Annotated in this window: 17 protein-coding genes; 8 read left to right on the top strand and 9 right to left on the bottom strand. The window is 48.6% G+C overall.

The genetic code is table 11. The annotated features are described in order from the left end of the window. The gene (glpE, locus tag IB286_RS12205; protein ID WP_190765936.1) at positions 1–321 is read left to right on the top strand and encodes a thiosulfate sulfurtransferase GlpE; all 321 of its coding nucleotides are present in this window, start codon (positions 1–3) and stop codon (positions 319–321) included. Positions 322–326: 5 nt separating this feature from the next. Here the strand turns inward: glpE and cobC are convergent, their stop codons facing one another. Genes cobC through cobU form a run of 3 tightly spaced genes read right to left on the bottom strand, consistent with a single transcriptional unit; the run spans position 327 to position 2,534 of the window. After that, positions 327–947 carry an alpha-ribazole phosphatase gene (cobC, locus tag IB286_RS12200; protein WP_190765934.1) on the bottom strand — a complete coding sequence of 207 codons (621 nt, stop codon included), beginning with the start codon at positions 945–947 and terminating at the stop codon, positions 327–329. Continuing rightward, the gene (gene cobT / locus IB286_RS12195) at positions 947–1,993 is read right to left on the bottom strand and encodes a nicotinate-nucleotide--dimethylbenzimidazole phosphoribosyltransferase (RefSeq protein ID WP_190765932.1); all 1,047 of its coding nucleotides are present in this window, start codon (positions 1,991–1,993) and stop codon (positions 947–949) included. Before cobT ends, cobC begins: the two co-directional genes overlap by 1 nt. Before the next feature lie 25 nt (positions 1,994–2,018). Further along, complete coding sequence (cobU, locus tag IB286_RS12190) at positions 2,019–2,534, bottom strand: bifunctional adenosylcobinamide kinase/adenosylcobinamide-phosphate guanylyltransferase (RefSeq protein ID WP_190765930.1); 516 nt, start codon at positions 2,532–2,534, stop codon at positions 2,019–2,021. Positions 2,535–2,664: 130 nt separating this feature from the next. Here cobU and IB286_RS12185 point away from each other — a divergent pair, with 130 nt between their 5' ends. Continuing rightward, complete coding sequence (locus tag IB286_RS12185) at positions 2,665–3,219, top strand: cob(I)yrinic acid a,c-diamide adenosyltransferase (protein WP_190765928.1); 555 nt, start codon at positions 2,665–2,667, stop codon at positions 3,217–3,219. Between the two features lie 39 nt (positions 3,220–3,258). Here the strand turns inward: IB286_RS12185 and ampE are convergent, their stop codons facing one another. The 3 genes from ampE to IB286_RS12170 all read right to left on the bottom strand — a co-directional run bounded on the left by ampE (position 3,259) and on the right by IB286_RS12170 (position 7,012). Further along, a complete protein-coding gene (gene ampE, locus IB286_RS12180; RefSeq protein ID WP_190765926.1) occupies positions 3,259–4,113 on the bottom strand; it encodes a regulatory signaling modulator protein AmpE in 855 nt (284 codons plus the stop codon). Positions 4,114–4,115: 2 nt separating this feature from the next. Further along, positions 4,116–4,664, bottom strand: coding sequence for a 1,6-anhydro-N-acetylmuramyl-L-alanine amidase AmpD (gene ampD / locus IB286_RS12175; protein ID WP_190765924.1), 549 nt, complete (start codon positions 4,662–4,664; stop codon positions 4,116–4,118). An 89-nt stretch (positions 4,665–4,753) separates the two neighbouring features. Then, positions 4,754–7,012: a DUF1631 domain-containing protein gene (locus IB286_RS12170; protein WP_190765923.1), complete on the bottom strand. Its 2,259-nt coding sequence runs from the start codon at positions 7,010–7,012 to the stop codon at positions 4,754–4,756. A 453-nt stretch (positions 7,013–7,465) separates the two neighbouring features. Between IB286_RS12170 and nadC the strand changes: the two genes are divergently transcribed. Further along, the gene (gene nadC / locus IB286_RS12165) at positions 7,466–8,308 is read left to right on the top strand and encodes a carboxylating nicotinate-nucleotide diphosphorylase (RefSeq protein ID WP_190765921.1); all 843 of its coding nucleotides are present in this window, start codon (positions 7,466–7,468) and stop codon (positions 8,306–8,308) included. A gap of 9 nt (positions 8,309–8,317) precedes the next feature. On the opposite strand, the gene IB286_RS12160 is transcribed toward nadC, so the two are convergent. From IB286_RS12160 to IB286_RS15740, 3 genes are all read right to left on the bottom strand, one after another. Beyond that, entirely contained in the window at positions 8,318–9,811 is a 1,494-nt protein-coding gene (locus tag IB286_RS12160) for an O-antigen ligase family protein (RefSeq protein ID WP_190765918.1), read from the bottom strand. 37 nt (positions 9,812–9,848) lie between these two features. Further along, on the bottom strand, positions 9,849–10,214 hold the full coding sequence (locus tag IB286_RS15745; RefSeq protein WP_190766139.1) for a pilin: 366 nt from the start codon (positions 10,212–10,214) through the stop codon (positions 9,849–9,851). A gap of 117 nt (positions 10,215–10,331) precedes the next feature. After that, positions 10,332–10,736 carry a pilin gene (locus tag IB286_RS15740; RefSeq protein ID WP_190765916.1) on the bottom strand — a complete coding sequence of 135 codons (405 nt, stop codon included), beginning with the start codon at positions 10,734–10,736 and terminating at the stop codon, positions 10,332–10,334. 363 nt (positions 10,737–11,099) lie between these two features. On the opposite strand from IB286_RS15740, the gene pilB reads away from it, so the two are divergent. From pilB to IB286_RS12125, 5 genes are all read left to right on the top strand, one after another. Beyond that, on the top strand, positions 11,100–12,818 hold the full coding sequence (gene pilB, locus IB286_RS12145) for a type IV-A pilus assembly ATPase PilB (protein ID WP_190765914.1): 1,719 nt from the start codon (positions 11,100–11,102) through the stop codon (positions 12,816–12,818). Positions 12,819–12,857: 39 nt separating this feature from the next. Further along, positions 12,858–14,081, top strand: a complete 1,224-nt coding sequence (locus IB286_RS12140; RefSeq protein ID WP_223826360.1) for a type II secretion system F family protein — start codon at positions 12,858–12,860, stop codon at positions 14,079–14,081. Positions 14,082–14,155: 74 nt separating this feature from the next. Next, positions 14,156–15,034 carry a prepilin peptidase gene (locus IB286_RS12135; RefSeq protein ID WP_190765912.1) on the top strand — a complete coding sequence of 293 codons (879 nt, stop codon included), beginning with the start codon at positions 14,156–14,158 and terminating at the stop codon, positions 15,032–15,034. 36 nt (positions 15,035–15,070) lie between these two features. Continuing rightward, complete coding sequence (gene coaE / locus IB286_RS12130; RefSeq protein ID WP_190765910.1) at positions 15,071–15,667, top strand: dephospho-CoA kinase; 597 nt, start codon at positions 15,071–15,073, stop codon at positions 15,665–15,667. A gap of 26 nt (positions 15,668–15,693) precedes the next feature. Then, a complete protein-coding gene (locus IB286_RS12125) occupies positions 15,694–15,918 on the top strand; it encodes a DNA gyrase inhibitor YacG (protein ID WP_190765908.1) in 225 nt (74 codons plus the stop codon). Positions 15,919–15,926: the final 8 nt, after the last annotated feature.

Below are 15,926 nucleotides of genomic sequence, written 5' to 3'. Positions count from 1 at the left end.
ATGGATAGTTTTAAACGTATTTCTATTGAACAGGCCAAGGCCCTAATGGATCAGGATAACTGCCAACTGGCAGATATCCGCGATGAAATGTCGTATCAGCAGGGCCATATTGCCGGGGCAAGCCACCTTGGCAACCATAATTTGCAGGGATTTATTGAGCAGGCCGACCCAGACGCACCGCTGATTATCTACTGCTACCACGGTAATAGCAGCCAGAGCGCCGCTCAATATTTCATCGAAAAGGATTTTACCGAGGTTTACAGCATGGACGGCGGCTTTGAAATGTGGCGCTTAAACGAGCCATTTACTACCGGCCAGTAACACCCTCAACCGTGGGAGTGAAGCTGCACCCAAGCCGGACGCCCTTCTTGTTGATAAACTTCAAAGCGACTCATTGAGGCATAGGGCACCGAGAGTCGCGTCATTGCCCCCATCGGCATTCCCAGCCAGTGACACATCATTACCCGAATCACCGCACCGTGAACCACTAATAGCAGATTTTCGTTTTGATGATCGGCAACCACCTGATCCAGCGCCGTTGTCACCCGCTCACAAAAGGCTGGCATACTCTCACCATTTGGCGGTGAGGCCTCAGCCGGAGACTGCCAAAACTGCTTCCACTCTTGGGGATAACGCTGTTGCGCCTCAGCGTGGGGCAAGCCCTCCCAATCGCCGAAGTGCATTTCCCGAAAGTTCTCGCACACCGCTATCGGCAGTGATTTTTGCTCAGACAATTCCTCGGCAAAACGCACGCAGCGGATCAGTGGCGAGCTAATTATTTGCGTCCACTCCCGCTTGCCATCTCGACTTTGCTCGCGGGCTTTATCACGCATTTGCTGCCAGCCCAATTCGCTTAGAGCGACATCAGTACTGCCGCGAAAAATTTCACCGCCTTCGCACGCGCCATGGCGCAGTAAATCAACCCGCGTTACCGTGGTTTTAGCCATCAGTCATTACCACGGCTAACACCGGCCTCATCAAAGCTCGCCATCTGATTATGCAAATGACAAGCTGCCTGCAAAATTGGCAGAGCCAGTGCAGCACCACTGCCCTCGCCCAAACGCATATCCAATTGCAACAGGGGTTCCGCTTCCAATTTAGTCAGCAAACGACCGTGACCGGGTTCCGCTGAACAGTGCGAGAAGAACAACCAAGGCCGAATACTGGGATTAATTTTTACCGCCGACATTGCCGCTGCCGTGCAAATATAGCCATCGACCAACACGACAATGCCTTTTTGCGCTGCGCGAATATAGGCACCCGCAAGCGCAGCAATTTCAAAACCGCCAATGCGGCGCAAGACTTCCAGCCCGTTTTTCATTTGCGCCAAATGCTTAGACAGGGCGCGTGTGACCACCGCAGATTTTTTGGCCAGTACCTGATCGCTGATACCGGTTCCCCGACCGACCATTGCCGTCGCCGAAAGGCGGGTATGCGCGACCGCTAGAGCGGCGGCAGACGTGGTATTGCCAATACCCATTTCACCGCCAATAAAAACATTAATATCACCGGCTTCATCGATAATATCGCGGCCCACTGCCAACGCCGCCTCACACTGCTCAACATCCATCGCTTCGGTGACACACATATTCTGGGTACCCGAACCCACTCGGCGATCCTGCACATTGGGCAGGTCTTCCAGCGCGTAAACCGTACCGACATTGACCACCGTAAACTCAGCGCCCAGCCCCTTGGCCAGCACGCTAATCGCCGCGCCACCACGAGAAAAATTGCGAATCATTTCAGCGGTGACGCTTTGTGGGTAGGCGGAAACGCCTTCCGTGGTAACCCCGTGATCCCCAGCAAAAATCGCGATCAGCGGCTTATCTACTACCGGCGTATTGCTGTGCTGATTGGCCGCCAGCTGTACCGCCACTTTTTCTAATTGTCCCAGCGAGCCCTTCGGCTTGGTCAGGCTATCCTGCCGTTGTAGCGCTGCTGCGCGAATATCTTCGTCTGGCACAATGGCCGCATCTTCATACCAATGACTCACAAGCCCAATCCTTTCTTTTGCCGATTTAGCCGGCTTTTAAAACTTGTTCTATGCCCGCCGTAACAAACACTACCCGGTCGGCAATAGCGGCAATACGCTGATGCAAACGGCCGGACTCATCCACAAATCGGCGGTTAATCTCTCCCAAGGGCACAATTCCCTGCCCCACTTCGTTGCTGACCAGAATAATATGCCCGGACAACTCAGGTAACAAGGTTAGCAAGTCTTCACTTTCCCGTTGCCAAACCTCGTTTTCCGCGAATAAGGCATTGCTCAACCACAGGGTCAGGCAATCCACTAACAGGCATCGCCCGCTTGAAGCATAGTGTTTCAGCGTTTCGGCTAACGCCAGCGGGGACTCCACTGTAAGCCAAGTCTGTCCTTCTCGCTGCAGTTGATGGTGCGCAATGCGCGCCGTCATTTCTGCATCACCCGCTGCTGCCGTAGCGATATAGATTTTCTCTAATCCGGATTGCAGCGCCCGCTGCTCGGCCAAGCGACTTTTACCCGAGCGCGCACCACCCAAATACAGTTCTAGCAAAACATGTCTCCACAATTACCTTGAGCCAGCTTAAGCCACCTCTTGAGGTGCCTAGTGAAGTGATGTCACGTATAGTAGGCCCTCAGTTTTTAGGGCCGCTAGTTTAACAGCGCAGCAAGAGGCAAAACACATGGGGCACAGACTCTCTAAAATTTATACCCGCACCGGCGATGACGGCACTACCGGCCTGGGGGATGGCAGCCGCATTGCCAAAGACGATCTGCGCATGGAAGCGATTGGCACTGTCGATGAGTTAAATTCGCATATCGGTCTGCTACTTGCCGAACTGGACAACGCCGATGTGCTTACCCCGCTTCTTTCCCGTATTCAGCACGACTTGTTTGATCTCGGCGGCGAACTGGCGGTACCCGGCTACACCCTTTTGGAAGCGGGACGGATTGAAGAAATCGAGCAAAACCTCGACAAATTAAATGAAGACCTGCCGCCGCTGAAAAATTTTATTTTACCCGGTGGCAATCGCCCCGCCGCGCAGTGTCACACCGCAAGAGCAGTTTGCCGCCGTGCCGAGCGCTGCCTTGTGGGCTTGAGCAAATCGGCAGAACTGACCGAAGCCAGCCCCAAATATCTGAATCGTTTATCGGATTTTTTGTTTGTGGCCGCACGACTGCTCGCGCGTCGCAATGGTGATCAGGAAGTGCTCTGGCTACCCGCCGACAAACGCTGATTTATTGCTGCAATCAGAAGGTAGCTAGATTAAAGCTAGCTAGATTAGTTGGTAGACGGCGATTACGGCAATCCAACACACTAAACTGCGGGTCAGCAGATTTTGGATCGCATCGAGTTCTTTAAGCGCATCGCTCATAAACTGCTCGCCGTCGACCTGACTATTCTGGCGAACATCTGGCACAGCACAATCGGCAAGTTCATCCAGCAAATCAATCGATGAAATTGGTGCAAGAAACTGGCGGCTCAAGCTGCCAAAACAGCACTCAAAATGACCAACCAAACCAAAGGCAAAGCCTAGCAATCGCGCGGGCGTCCACTCAAAATAGTACAGAATCTGCGCCACTGTGTTGCGCTCGTTTTGCTCGATCTCTTTATCGCTGCTAATCAAAAACAGCAAACGGTAGACCAATGCCGCTACTGGCCCCAGTGCAACAAACCAAAACACCACCGCAAACCAGCGTTCAAAGCCCTGATACAGAATCGCCCGGCGCACGCTGTGGTGCAACTCCAGTGCATTTTCTGCACCCGCCTCATTCAATTCAACACTAAAACCCTGACCGTGATGAAAGGCACCGGCAAGGTCTCCATGAATCCAACTATTGCGGTACATTCGCAACTGAATTTGAAAATCACCGCGACCAAGGCTGTATAACAACAGAATAACGGACAAAATCAGCTCAAAAAGGCCGAATAAAACCCCGTCAAATAAGGCAAGCAGCAGGCCCGCCAATATCGCGGGAGGAATAACGACTAGAAACAGGCGCAACCAAGAAAGCTTAATTGCGGAGAGTATTTCACGCCAACGGCCAAACCAGCCGTCTTGCTGAACCACACCGCCACTTCCCCAAAATTGGACGGCGCCCCAAGCAATCAGAACCGCGAGAAATTCCATAGTTAGTCGAGAGCCTTTTTATAATATTCCCAATCAAACACCGGACCGGGATCGGTTTTACGGCCGGGCGCAATATCGCAGTGACCCACAATACGCTCCTTGGTAATGCCCGGATAGTAGCATTGCAGTGTTTGCGTCACCAGTTGCAGCTCGCGGTATTGCTGCTCGGTGTAGGGCGTAGTGTCATCCCCCTCCAACTCGACACCTATACTAAAATCATTGCAGTTTTCACGCCCGCAAAACTGCGACACACCCGCATGCCACGCACGCTCGGTAAATGGCACAAACTGAGTAATGCTACCGTCACGAGCAATCAGCAAATGCGCTGACACTTCCAAGCCTTTCAAATCTGCAAAACTCGGATCGCACTCACAATCCAAGGTATTGCAGAATAATTGTCGAATATAGGGAAGACCAAACTTGCCGGCCGGCAAGCTGATATTGTGAATCACCAATAGCGAGATATCGCGACTATTCGGGCGCGCATTAAAATTGGGGGAAGGACAGTGGTCGGCATTTAATAACCAACCCGCTTCATTTATGGCGTACATATGCAAACCACTCACAGTGACGTGAGTGGAGAGTCTAGTATTTAAGGGAAAATTTCAAGAACAGCAGGTGCCAGATTATTACTGCTAGGTTATTCCAGCGGACGATCCTTCATTTCGCGCATATTGCTGATCACCGACTCCAGCGCGTGATCAAACATCATATGGTCTTCGATAATTACCAAGCTGTCGTCCATCAGTGCCGCCATCAAACCTTCGCGGTTAAATTCAGCCACTTTGATGCCAGCACGGTTAACGAAAATGTATTTGCCAATACCATTAATCACTGCAGCAAGACGGCAGCGTAGGGTCTTGTCCGCTTCTTGACGAAGATCAACCCAGCAGCCCACACGCAAAGCATTAATGCGCTCGGCGGCATCGCCCGTGGTTCTTTCAGGAATCGGGGCAGCCATCTCGTCACCCAGCGGTACTGAGTGGCGTTTGGGTGTTTCTTGCTTCTGATCCAACTGAGACAAGCTTGCATCCAGCTCGGCAAGCTCACCGGCAGAATTAGCCGAACTCGCATTGGCACTTGGATTTTGCGCAGCGCGACTCAGCTTGGCCAGATGCAAACGCTCCAACTGATCCAACCACTGTTTCACCTCATAACCATTCAGTGAAACCTGATTAAAACCGTGGCGCAGGGTTTCAATCAGCCCCGGCAGGGCAGCAATCAATTGGCTGCGATGACCCAGCTCAGTAGAGGGAGACACACTCCAAAGCAGGCGGTCGATAAATTCAACATTTTTGTTAAAGCGCTCAGAATTTACGCCTTGTTGCACATAGCTCAGGAACAAGACTTTGCTCCAGCCCTCGCGCAAAATTTTAGACACCACACTGGGAATGCTGCCATCGGCCAGCTTTTGATCCAGCAGCGCAGACACATAACCACGGGCAGTTTCAGCGACCGCCTTACCACCCTCGGCATCTACGGTACGTTGCGCCATTATTTCAGCGCGGCGCATGGCCTTTTGCTGAAAGTTCAGGAATTCCTGATAAACATCGATGAAGATTTGGGTATCAACACTGAAATCGCCTAGTATCCGCATCACGATTTCATCGACTTTGCGGTACAAGGGATCTTTATTTGCCGCGCCAGTAGGCGACCAACCAATACCCGCACTCACTAATGCAGAAAGCAGTTTACGCGCGGGATGCTCTTCGTGATTAAAGAAGCTGCGATCCAGCATTGCGGTTTTCAAAATCGGAATTTGCAGGCGAGCGACCAGATTCTTAATCGGCGCAGACAGCTCATCGCCTTCCAGCATAAACTGGAACAGCGTGCCAACAAAGCTAATGGTGCTGGCATCGCGCTCTAGATCTAGCGCCTGAGAGTCAGAACCGCTAACACGGCTAATTTGCTGCAAACGGGCCAATAATTTTTGGCTCATTTGCTCAAGACTGTAATCACCTTCATTGGCCGCATCGGCATTCTTAAAAACACCGAACTGAGATTGCTGCATATCCTGCAGGGCAATCATAAAAGATGGCTTGGAAATTTGGCTCTTTTGCTCCGAACTTCCGCCAACCGGCTTATAAATCAAATTTTCAAACGCATCGGTAAGACGCGCGGCCAATTCAACAGACGCTTGGTTATTTCCGCTACTGCCAGAGGCTGCAGAAGTAGGTGTTTCAGGCTGGGGCTCCGCAGCTTGCTCTTGACGAGACTGCTGCTTCAGCGCATCCAAGCGCATACCTTGCGCTTCAAGCACTGGCACCAACGTTTCAAACAGGGCACCGTACTTATCCAATACTTGCTGCTCAAACAGCTTGAACAACACCAAGCGGGATTTGATATCAATTTCCAGAGACTGGCAGGCATCACCCAAGGCCTTGGCAATCTTCTGCGGCCCCATCGGCAAATCTGCTGCGGCTAATACCGGGCCAGATTGCAACTGCTGCCAAGCAGTACAAAGCAGCCAGACTTCCTGGATAAATTGGCGCTCGCCCTTCTTACCCATTCCCTCCAGAGCAACCAGCTCTTCAAGGGCTTCAGACTCAAGCAATTGCAATTTAGCTTTGCCTGACTCCTGCAAACTTGGACGGGAAAAAGTGGAAGATTGCTTGAAATTTGTGCTTATCGCCTGCAAAAAGCGCTCTTCAACCTGTGTCCGGTTGAGGCGAATTTCTCGCATCGCATCAAAATACTGTTGTTGGTTTTTGGCGTTACTGGCGGCTTCTGCGAGGTCGAAGAGGTTGTCATCTACATTATCAAGCAACTGCTTGAATTGTGCGCTAAGAAAAGCTTCGGTTTTGTCTTTAAGGGCTGCAATCGACGGCGGTAGCGCGACGGGATGAGTCGCCTCTCTCCGCGAATTCAAGTCTACGACCTTGTATGAATCATCTTGCATTATATTACCCAGCACCAGTTGCTCATTTGGCTTTTTGTGTCCGCTTCCATGTCGCTTATCAAGCGTGTAAGCAAGCCTACTTACAACTCTGCCGAAACTAAATCCCTTGTTCCCCTCACTTCCCTATGTAGATGTGCGCTTGTGTCTTTCACCTATTGGCGACTATGACACAATATGTGTTACGGATTCACTAGCAAACCCATAAACAACAAAATAAGTGATATTGCCGCAAAACGCTATCACTAACTTACTGCAACATTCTGATATATCGGGAAATTACCCGCACTTTATACCCCGGCCTCCATTCAGCCAGCCAGTTGGGTAATTACTTATTTTCACATTTCTGTGATGCCATGCACATTTTCTCCGTTACCCATCGAAGCACTATGCACCGCTATGCCTGCCATAGCTAGCCCTGATAGAATGCTGCCCTCGCTAAAAGGGATGAATATTATGCTTTCTTTCAATGACTTACTCGCTCAAGACCGCACACTGGCAGTTAGTCAGGCGCTGAGCGAAGATATTCGCGATGGCGACATCACCGCCCAACTTATCCCTGAGACGCAAATGGGCAATGGCCGTGTGATCAGCCGCGAAAAAGCCGTGATCTGCGGCGTCGACTGGGTCAATGCAGTTTTTCAGCAAATCGATGAAAGCGTATCCCTTAACTGGAAAGTCAAAGATGGCGACCTCGTTGAACCTGACACAGTCCTATTTGAAATCAAAGGGCCAGCCCGAAGCCTGCTGACCGGCGAGCGCGCCGCCCTTAATTTCCTGCAACTGCTTTCTGGCACCGCCACTATTTGCAAAGAATACGCCGACCTAGTCGCCCATACGCAAGTCAAATTATTGGATACCCGCAAAACTATTCCCGGCCTGCGTACCGCCCAAAAATACGCCGTGACCTGTGGCGGCTGCCACAACCACCGCATTGGGCTTTATGACGCCTTCCTGATAAAAGAAAACCATATCGCCGCCTGTGGCGGAATCGCCCAAGCCGTAGAAAATGCTCACCAGATCGCCCCCGGCAAACCGGTAGAAGTGGAAACCGAAAATCTGGACGAACTGCGCCAAGCCCTAAGCGCAGGTGCGGATATCATCATGCTCGACAACTTCAGCATTGCCGACATGAAAGAAGCGGTAAGAATTACCGATGGAAAAGCGAAGCTAGAAGCCTCCGGCAACGTGGATAAAACCACCCTGCCGAGTTATGCCGAAACCGGCGTGGATTATATTTCGATTGGCGGGCTAACCAAGCACGCTCGAGCGATCGACCTGTCGATGCGGCTTGGGTAAGCCAAGGCGTTATTTTTGCTCATTATTTATGTAGGGCCGAATCCGGCCCTGCATCCAAAATCGCGGAGCGAAATTTCTACTACCTGTAGTCCGGTAGGACTCCATCCTCCATTCGTTTAGTCGCAATATCTCCGGAAAAACCCCATAACCAATTCCTCCTAAAGACAGGAGCAATACAACAGACGCAATATGAGAGGGAAATTTCCCAAGGGAAGTGCGCTCAATACCAACATTCAGCGAATGTTCTTGAATATATATTCCTACAGCCCAACCGATGAGCAGTACCATTGCCATCTGACTTAATGGCATTACCCAGACACCGCTAAATAGTGAATGTACACAGCCAGTTAATATCCCATTAGTGATAGCCACTTTTAGAAAAAGAACTTGCTTATCTCGTGTATGTTTTAAAGCACTGGCCCATCTCAAAAAAGCAAAACCGGCGATAGACAGTACTGCGACGCTAAATGGCAACCCCCATTCAACAAGAAGTTGGAGAACAATATTGTGAGGATGAGAAACACCCATGCCGCCTGGGAAATTGAGCTGGAAGTGCATCCCCCCAATTCCTTGCCAAGGGTGCTGTAAAAATTGATGCCAAGCCTGAAGCCAAATTTCAACACGCCCAGAAGATGATGTGTCGCCTAGAATCCTCCCTAAACCATCCACTCCTGATGATTCGGTTGCAAAAAAAATGCTTGCCCTAACAAATTGATATAATAAAAACCCACCTACCAAGGCCTTAAAATGCAGCGCCCACCAAAATCTCGCAGCTGATTTTTCTACAAGTACTCCACTCAAAACAGCGCCAACAATTAGAGCTAAAACAACCCCTCTCCCACCGGAGATGAAAATGCTTACCCAAAAAAATGAAGCTAGTAATAAATGAATAAAACTCCATCTTTTTTTAGAAATGGAAAGAATTAATGGCGCCACTAAGAAAATTGGCAGAATAATCCCCTGCCACTGATTCATAAATCTAGGATTTCCAAACAAATATCGTAAATAATCGAAATTAGGCGGAGAAATCGACAGCAGTATCAAAATCCAATTTTGCAAAAAGGATAGAAAATGTAATGTCACAGAAATCACGAAAAACCATATAATGGCGTTCGTAAAAAACTTCGGTGCTGCTAGATAGCAAACTGTGATATAGAGCGCCGCGACCAATAACATTGAAAACAAAAACAACTCAAGGAGGGCATAGCGTCCATAAGGTGAATTTAAAGCTAAAAACAACCCAAGAGTGAAAACGAGAACAAAAGCCAACCGATAGGAAAAGGGGGCAGCCATAAGAATAATAGAAATTCTTTCTCTTAATGCTCTTACCAACAGAAGAGTCAAACCTATAACAAACAGAGAAAAAACTTGCCAAAGCCGTTTCTCATCATAGCTAGGCAGGGTTGTTATTACTCGAGCAGAAGGAAGAAAGGAAAGGACAGAGAGAAATAAAAAAAACGGAATAAAAATAAACTTACTTTTCTCAATTATTCTGATTTTCATTGGCTTTTATTAAAGTAACAAACAAAATTGAGCAGTTTCACAAGCCCGCTCCAGCCCTGCATTGCTCAGAGGTAGCACTGCTACCTACTGACTTAGCCGCAGAATAACTAAGCAAACCATTATTACTAATTAAAGCACTTACAACACACTTGCCATTGTCCCATGCTAATGTTGCACCAACCCCATCACCAAGAGGGCCGCCGGTGATACTCAGCTCAGGTGTACTTGCAATATCTGCAGCCACCCCATCGCATCCGATACCCGATTGCACACAAGTAACAGACTTACTTGAATAAGTAGCCATCCCTTTCATTGCCGCTCCACCCTGGGATTGAACAATATAATCACGGTAAGAAGGTAATGCTACCGCCGCAAGGATGCCGATGATTGAAACAACAATCATTAGCTCTATCAAAGTAAAACCACTATTTACTTTATACAAAACGCTTCCCCTAATACCAAAAAGGCTGGCCAAATTACTTTGGCCAGCCTTTTCATTTGATGAAGCTAAGCTCCGAAATTACGAGCCAACGCCAGCACCAGCCTGACACTGAGCAGCTGTCGCAGTTGTTCCTGTCGCAGCCGCAGAGTAAGTCAACGCACCATCATTAGTAATAGCTGCTGTTACAGAACAAACACCATCATTCCAAGTCAAATTTGCACCTGTGCCTTCAGCAAGAGCAGCACTAGTGGACAGCTCAGAGATGTTACCAATCTCAGTCGCCAATCCAGTGCATCCAACACCAGATTGCACACAAGTAACAGCTTTCGTTGTGAAGCCGGCCAAACCCTTCATAGCCGCTCCGCCATGTGACTGCGCCACATAATCACGGTAAGCAGGAAGTGCTACTGCAGCTAGAATACCGATGATCGCAACAACGATCATTAATTCAATCAAAGTAAAACCTTGTTGGTTCTTTTTCATTTTACGTTCTCCTGAGCGATGCTCACAAAATCACTTCTTTAATGAAGCCTTGTTTTGTTAGCGATAAGAAACTATCACTGAGCTAACTAAAGCAGAACTTGGGCCAACTCATAAATTCAACCAATCCTTAGCGCCAACTTTTGAACAGAATCTCAGAAAGCACCCTTTTTGCCTAAAAAAACACCGATCAAACCTCACTACAGTTATAGACAGCTAAAACAAAAACGACCGCGACCGTCAGCTTGTGACAAAAATTGTCAACACCATTAGATATTACCTCCATCAACACTCTCCTATACGCTTTTACAGCCTCTACCAAAATGGACTACTATGAATCAAACACTTACAACCCTGATTTAAAGTATGAACAATCCAAATCCACCACTAAATGGTCTTGCTCGCCGCTTGGTTTACGATGGCGTACTTGACGAGTCCCTCGTTCGCAAAGCCCAAGAAGCCGCCAATAAAGAAAAGAAAAGCCTGGTTTCTCATTTGGTTAGCAAGAACCTAGCGGATGGCTTAAAGATAGCCGCTACCGCATCTGACGAATTTGGCATCCCCTTCTTAGATTTACAGAGTTTTGAAGCCAGCCTTGCCCCACAGAAGGTGGTGGACAATAAGCTCATTAAAAACTTCCACGCTCTACCGTTATGGCAGCGGGGTAAGCGCCTGTTTTTGGGTATGTCAGATCCGACCAACCTCCACGCCCTCGATCAGATTAAATTCCATACCGGTCTAACTACTGAAGCCATTATTGTTGAAGAAAGCGCTCTGCAGGCCGCCATTGAAAAATATATGGCGTCACAGGAGGAGTCCCTCACCGACAGCCTCGGCGATATGGATGATTTGTCGCTGGAAGGATTGGAGGTTGGCGGTGTCGATGAAGACCCAAATAAGGACGCTGACCTAAAGGGTGCCGATGAAGCGCCGGTAGTTAAGTTTGTAAATAAAGTATTACTCGATGCGATTCGCGGCGGCGCCTCAGATATTCACTTTGAGCCTTATGAAAAAGTCTATCGCATCCGTTTTCGTACTGATGGCATCTTGCACGAAGTGGCACAGCCTCCGGTGGCGCTTGGCTTCCGCTTAGCGGCGCGCTTAAAAGTTATGTCGCAGATGGATATTTCAGAACGGCGCATCCCACAGGATGGCCGGATCAAAATGAAGCTATCCAAAACCCGCGCTATCGACTTCCGGGTAAATACTTTGCCCACGCTCTGGGGTGAAAAAGTCGTACTGCGTATTTTGGACCCCAGCTCTGCCCAAATGGGTATCGATGCTCTGGGCTATGAAGCAGAACAAAAGAAAATGTATCTAGAAGCCCTTAACCAGCCTCAAGGTATGATTCTAGTTACTGGCCCCACCGGCTCTGGTAAAACGGTTTCGCTGTATACCGGCTTAAATATACTCAACACCGTGGAGCGCAATATTTCCACCGCTGAAGACCCGGTGGAAATTAACCTTGAAGGGATTAACCAAGTACACGTTAATGCCAAGGTAGGCTTGGGCTTTCCCGAAGCACTGCGCTCCTTCCTCCGTCAAGACCCTGACATTATCATGGTCGGTGAGATCCGGGACTTAGAAACCGCGGAAATCGGCATAAAAGCCGCGCAAACCGGTCACTTGGTGCTATCCACCCTACACACCAATAGCGCACCAGAAACCCTGACTCGTTTATTGAATATGGGCGTGCCCGCCTTTAACGTGGCCACCTCGGTCAGCTTAATCATTGCCCAGCGCCTTGCTCGTCGCTTGTGTAAGGAATGTGCAGTACCCGCAGATATCCCCAGAGAAACCTTATTAGAAGAAGGATTCACGCCAGAATTATTGGAAGGCGCCAGCATTTTGCACCCAGTTGGCTGTGAGCGCTGCAACAACGGTTACAAAGGTCGTGTCGGAATATACGAAGTAGTTCGTATCACACCGGAAATCTCTCGTATTATTATGGAGAACGGTAACTCGCTGGTCATTGCTGAGCAGGCGCAGAAAGAAGGCTTTGCTAATTTGCGCCAGTCTGCACTAAAGAAATGCGCCCAAGGCATAACCAGCTTGGAAGAAGTTAACCGAGTCACCAAAGACTAACAACCTAAAACACTGCGCGTTTAAAAAGCGGAAACGATAATGGCAACAGCACAGAAAACCGAAATTTTTGTCTGGCAAGGCACCGACAAGCAGGGGCGCAAAACCCGCGGCGAAGCCTCCGGAGCTTCTAGCGCAATAGTAAAAGCGCAGCTTCGCAAACAAGGCATTATCACTAAAAGCATTAAGAAAAAGCCCAAGCCTTTGTTCAGCTCTGGGAAAAAGCCAATTAAACCTGCGGATATCGCAATTTTTACCCGGCAAATGGCCACTATGATGAAAGCCGGGGTACCACTGGTTCAGAGCTTTGATATTGTGGCCGAGGGCGCAGGTAACCCCAGCATCCAAGAACTGGTATTAAGTATAAAAAATGATGTTTCTGCAGGCGGCAGCTTTGCCAGTGCCTGTGCCAAACACCCTAAATATTTTGATAATTTATTTTGCAGTTTAATTGAGGCAGGCGAACAGTCCGGTACTCTTGAGGTTATGCTAGATCGAGTAGCGACTTATAAGGAAAAAACCGAAGCACTGAAAGCCAAAATTAAAAAAGCACTAACCTATCCAATTGCTGTCATTTGCATCGCAATAATTGTAACCACAATATTATTAATCAAAGTGGTGCCTGTTTTTGCCGAAACGTTCCAGAGTTTTGGTTCGGATCTCCCGGCTTTTACACAGTTTGTTGTTGGCCTATCTGAATGGATGCAGGCCAACTGGTTTTTTGCGGTTATAATAATTGCTGCGGCTGGATTTGCCTTCCAACAAGCTCGTTATCGATCGAAAGCCTTTTCTGACAAGGTTGATGCAGTTACTCTTAAAATTCCAGTTGTTGGTGAAATCGTTTTCAACTCTGTTATTGCCCGTTTTTCACGAACTTTATCGACTACTTTTGGTGCAGGCGTGCCTTTAGTAGAAGCCCTAAATTCCGTTGCCGGCGCAGCAGGTAATGCAGTCTACAATAAAGCCATTCTACAAATTCGTGATGATGTCACTAGCGGCCAAACTCTATACTCCTCGATTCGCTTTACCAATTTATTTCCGACAATGCTCTTGCAAATGGTTGCCATTGGTGAAGAGTCAGGTTCACTGGATGAAATGCTAGACAAAGTAGCAACCCATTATGAAGAAGCCGTCGATAACGCAGTGGATACTCTAACCTCGCTACTCGAACCAATGATTATGTCCGTACTCGGTATATTAGTGGGTGGGCTAATGATAGCCATGTACATGCCTATCTTTATGCTGGGCTCTGCTGTTGGTGGTTAATCTTAAGTATTAATTTAATTTTTTATTCAATCTTTCAGCCGGGGTAGCCCCGGCTTTGTTTTAAGAGTCCCACTATGACTTTTCTCGAGGCGCTAAACCAAAGCTCCACCCTGCTCTATATTCTTACCGCTATTTTCTCCCTATTATTCGGCAGTTTTTTTAATGTGGTGATTTACCGCCTGCCAAAAATGATGGAAGCCAACTGGCGCAGTGAATGTGAATTCCTCATAAACGGAGAGGAATCAGAGCCCCAACCTGCGGATAAAAAATTCGGCCTCGCTTTCCCCCATTCGCACTGCCCCAATTGCCAAGCGCCGGTCAAACCCTGGCAAAATATTCCGGTGATCAGTTACCTGCTACTCAAAGGAAAATGCGCGAGCTGCAAAACATCAATTGGCATCCGCTACCCGGCCATTGAAATCATCACTGCTGCCATTGCGGTATTTACCGTTAGTCAATTTGGCTTAAGTTCCGAAGCCTTGGCCTTTACCCTATTCGGCTGGCTGCTATTAATCCTTACCATGATCGATATCGATCACCAGTTATTGCCAGATTCATTAACGCTACCCCTGCTCTGGCTGGGCCTTGCATGGCATGCCAGTTTTGGTCAAATTCCATTACAGGATGCGGTTTGGGGTGCGATTGCAGGTTATCTCACGCTTTGGTCCGTGTACTGGCTGTTTAAAATAGTCACCGGCAAGGAAGGCATGGGCTTTGGCGATTTTAAATTGCTGGCTGCACTGGGCGCGTGGTTGGGTTGGCAGAGTCTGCCACTGATTATTATTTTGTCTTCTCTGGTGGGTGCGGTTCTTGGCAGCCTGACACTGGCGCTAAGTAAAAAATCCCAAAGCAACCCCATTCCATTCGGGCCTTATTTGGCCATTGCTGGCTGGATCAGTCTGTTCTGGGGAGCTCAGATCACCGAAAATTACCTGCGCTTTGCCGGCTTTTAGTCATCCTTTTGGTAAATAACAGGTCTATTACTAACAATGTCGAAGATGATTATTGGCCTTACCGGTGGCATAGGTAGCGGTAAAACTGCCGTTTCCGATCGCTTTGCCGCTCACGGTATTAGTATTGTCGATGCGGATGTGATTTCGCGCGTGGTTGTCGAACCCGGCCGCCCTGCACTAGAAAAAATTCGTGACCATTTCGGCACAGATATTTTGCTAGAAGACGGCAACTTGGATCGCGCCCAATTGCGCCAGAAGATTTTCAGCTCGCCAACAGACAAGCAGTGGCTAGAGTCTTTACTTCACCCTCTGATTGCCGAAGAGACGTTAAGGCAGCTATCTGAAGCGCAAAGCCCCTACGCAATTTATGTTTCTCCGCTACTGGTAGAAAGCAATCAGAAAGGTTTTTGTCAGCGTTTGCTTGTGGTGGATGTCAGCGAAGAAACACAGCTGCAACGTACTATCGCCCGCGACAGCAACGATGCAGAACAGGTTAAGCGGATTATTGCCAGCCAAGCCAGCCGAGAACAGCGCCTAGCCCTTGCGGATGATATTATTGTTAACGATAGCGACCTAAAGAGCCTGCACGAGAAGGTCGATGCCATGCACCAATCGTATCTCGCTCTAGTCTAAAAACGCATTTAAAGAATAACCGCAATATGGAAAACCAAGCCAACAAACTCACCATCAAATGCCCCGGCTGCGGCATCAGTTTGCTGTGGGATAAAAATAATGAATTCCGCCCATTTTGCTCATCACAGTGTAAAAATCAGGATTTTGTGAGCTGGGCGAATGAAGAGCATCATATTCCCGGCAGCGGTGAATATGAGGATTTACTAAGCGGCGATTTGGAATATGCCGAAATGCTAAGAGATAGAGACTAGAGCTTAAG

Origin of the sequence: Spongiibacter pelagi (assembly GCF_014705705.1) — a bacterium.
GTDB lineage: Bacteria > Pseudomonadota > Gammaproteobacteria > Pseudomonadales > Spongiibacteraceae > Spongiibacter > Spongiibacter pelagi.
The sequence above is the reverse complement of the archived record's forward strand: the minus strand, read 5'-3'. Positions and strand labels throughout refer to the sequence as shown.

What these genes read in the sequence shown, in the direction of transcription:
- glpE (WP_190765936.1), top strand. Translation starts at nt 1, where the DNA reads ATGGATAGTTTTAAACGTATTTCTATTGAACAGGCCAAGGCCCTAATG.
- cobC (WP_190765934.1), bottom strand. Translation starts at nt 947, where the DNA reads ATGGCTAAAACCACGGTAACGCGGGTTGATTTACTGCGCCATGGCGCG.
- IB286_RS12185 (WP_190765928.1), top strand. Translation starts at nt 2,665, where the DNA reads ATGGGGCACAGACTCTCTAAAATTTATACCCGCACCGGCGATGACGGC.
- ampE (WP_190765926.1), bottom strand. Translation starts at nt 4,113, where the DNA reads ATGGAATTTCTCGCGGTTCTGATTGCTTGGGGCGCCGTCCAATTTTGG.
- ampD (WP_190765924.1), bottom strand. Translation starts at nt 4,664, where the DNA reads ATGTACGCCATAAATGAAGCGGGTTGGTTATTAAATGCCGACCACTGT.
- IB286_RS12170 (WP_190765923.1), bottom strand. Translation starts at nt 7,012, where the DNA reads ATGCAAGATGATTCATACAAGGTCGTAGACTTGAATTCGCGGAGAGAG.
- nadC (WP_190765921.1), top strand. Translation starts at nt 7,466, where the DNA reads ATGCTTTCTTTCAATGACTTACTCGCTCAAGACCGCACACTGGCAGTT.
- IB286_RS12160 (WP_190765918.1), bottom strand. Translation starts at nt 9,811, where the DNA reads ATGAAAATCAGAATAATTGAGAAAAGTAAGTTTATTTTTATTCCGTTT.
- IB286_RS15745 (WP_190766139.1), bottom strand. Translation starts at nt 10,214, where the DNA reads ATGATTGTTGTTTCAATCATCGGCATCCTTGCGGCGGTAGCATTACCT.
- IB286_RS15740 (WP_190765916.1), bottom strand. Translation starts at nt 10,736, where the DNA reads ATGAAAAAGAACCAACAAGGTTTTACTTTGATTGAATTAATGATCGTT.
- pilB (WP_190765914.1), top strand. Translation starts at nt 11,100, where the DNA reads ATGAACAATCCAAATCCACCACTAAATGGTCTTGCTCGCCGCTTGGTT.
- IB286_RS12140 (WP_223826360.1), top strand. Translation starts at nt 12,858, where the DNA reads ATGGCAACAGCACAGAAAACCGAAATTTTTGTCTGGCAAGGCACCGAC.
- IB286_RS12135 (WP_190765912.1), top strand. Translation starts at nt 14,156, where the DNA reads ATGACTTTTCTCGAGGCGCTAAACCAAAGCTCCACCCTGCTCTATATT.
- coaE (WP_190765910.1), top strand. Translation starts at nt 15,071, where the DNA reads ATGTCGAAGATGATTATTGGCCTTACCGGTGGCATAGGTAGCGGTAAA.
- IB286_RS12125 (WP_190765908.1), top strand. Translation starts at nt 15,694, where the DNA reads ATGGAAAACCAAGCCAACAAACTCACCATCAAATGCCCCGGCTGCGGC.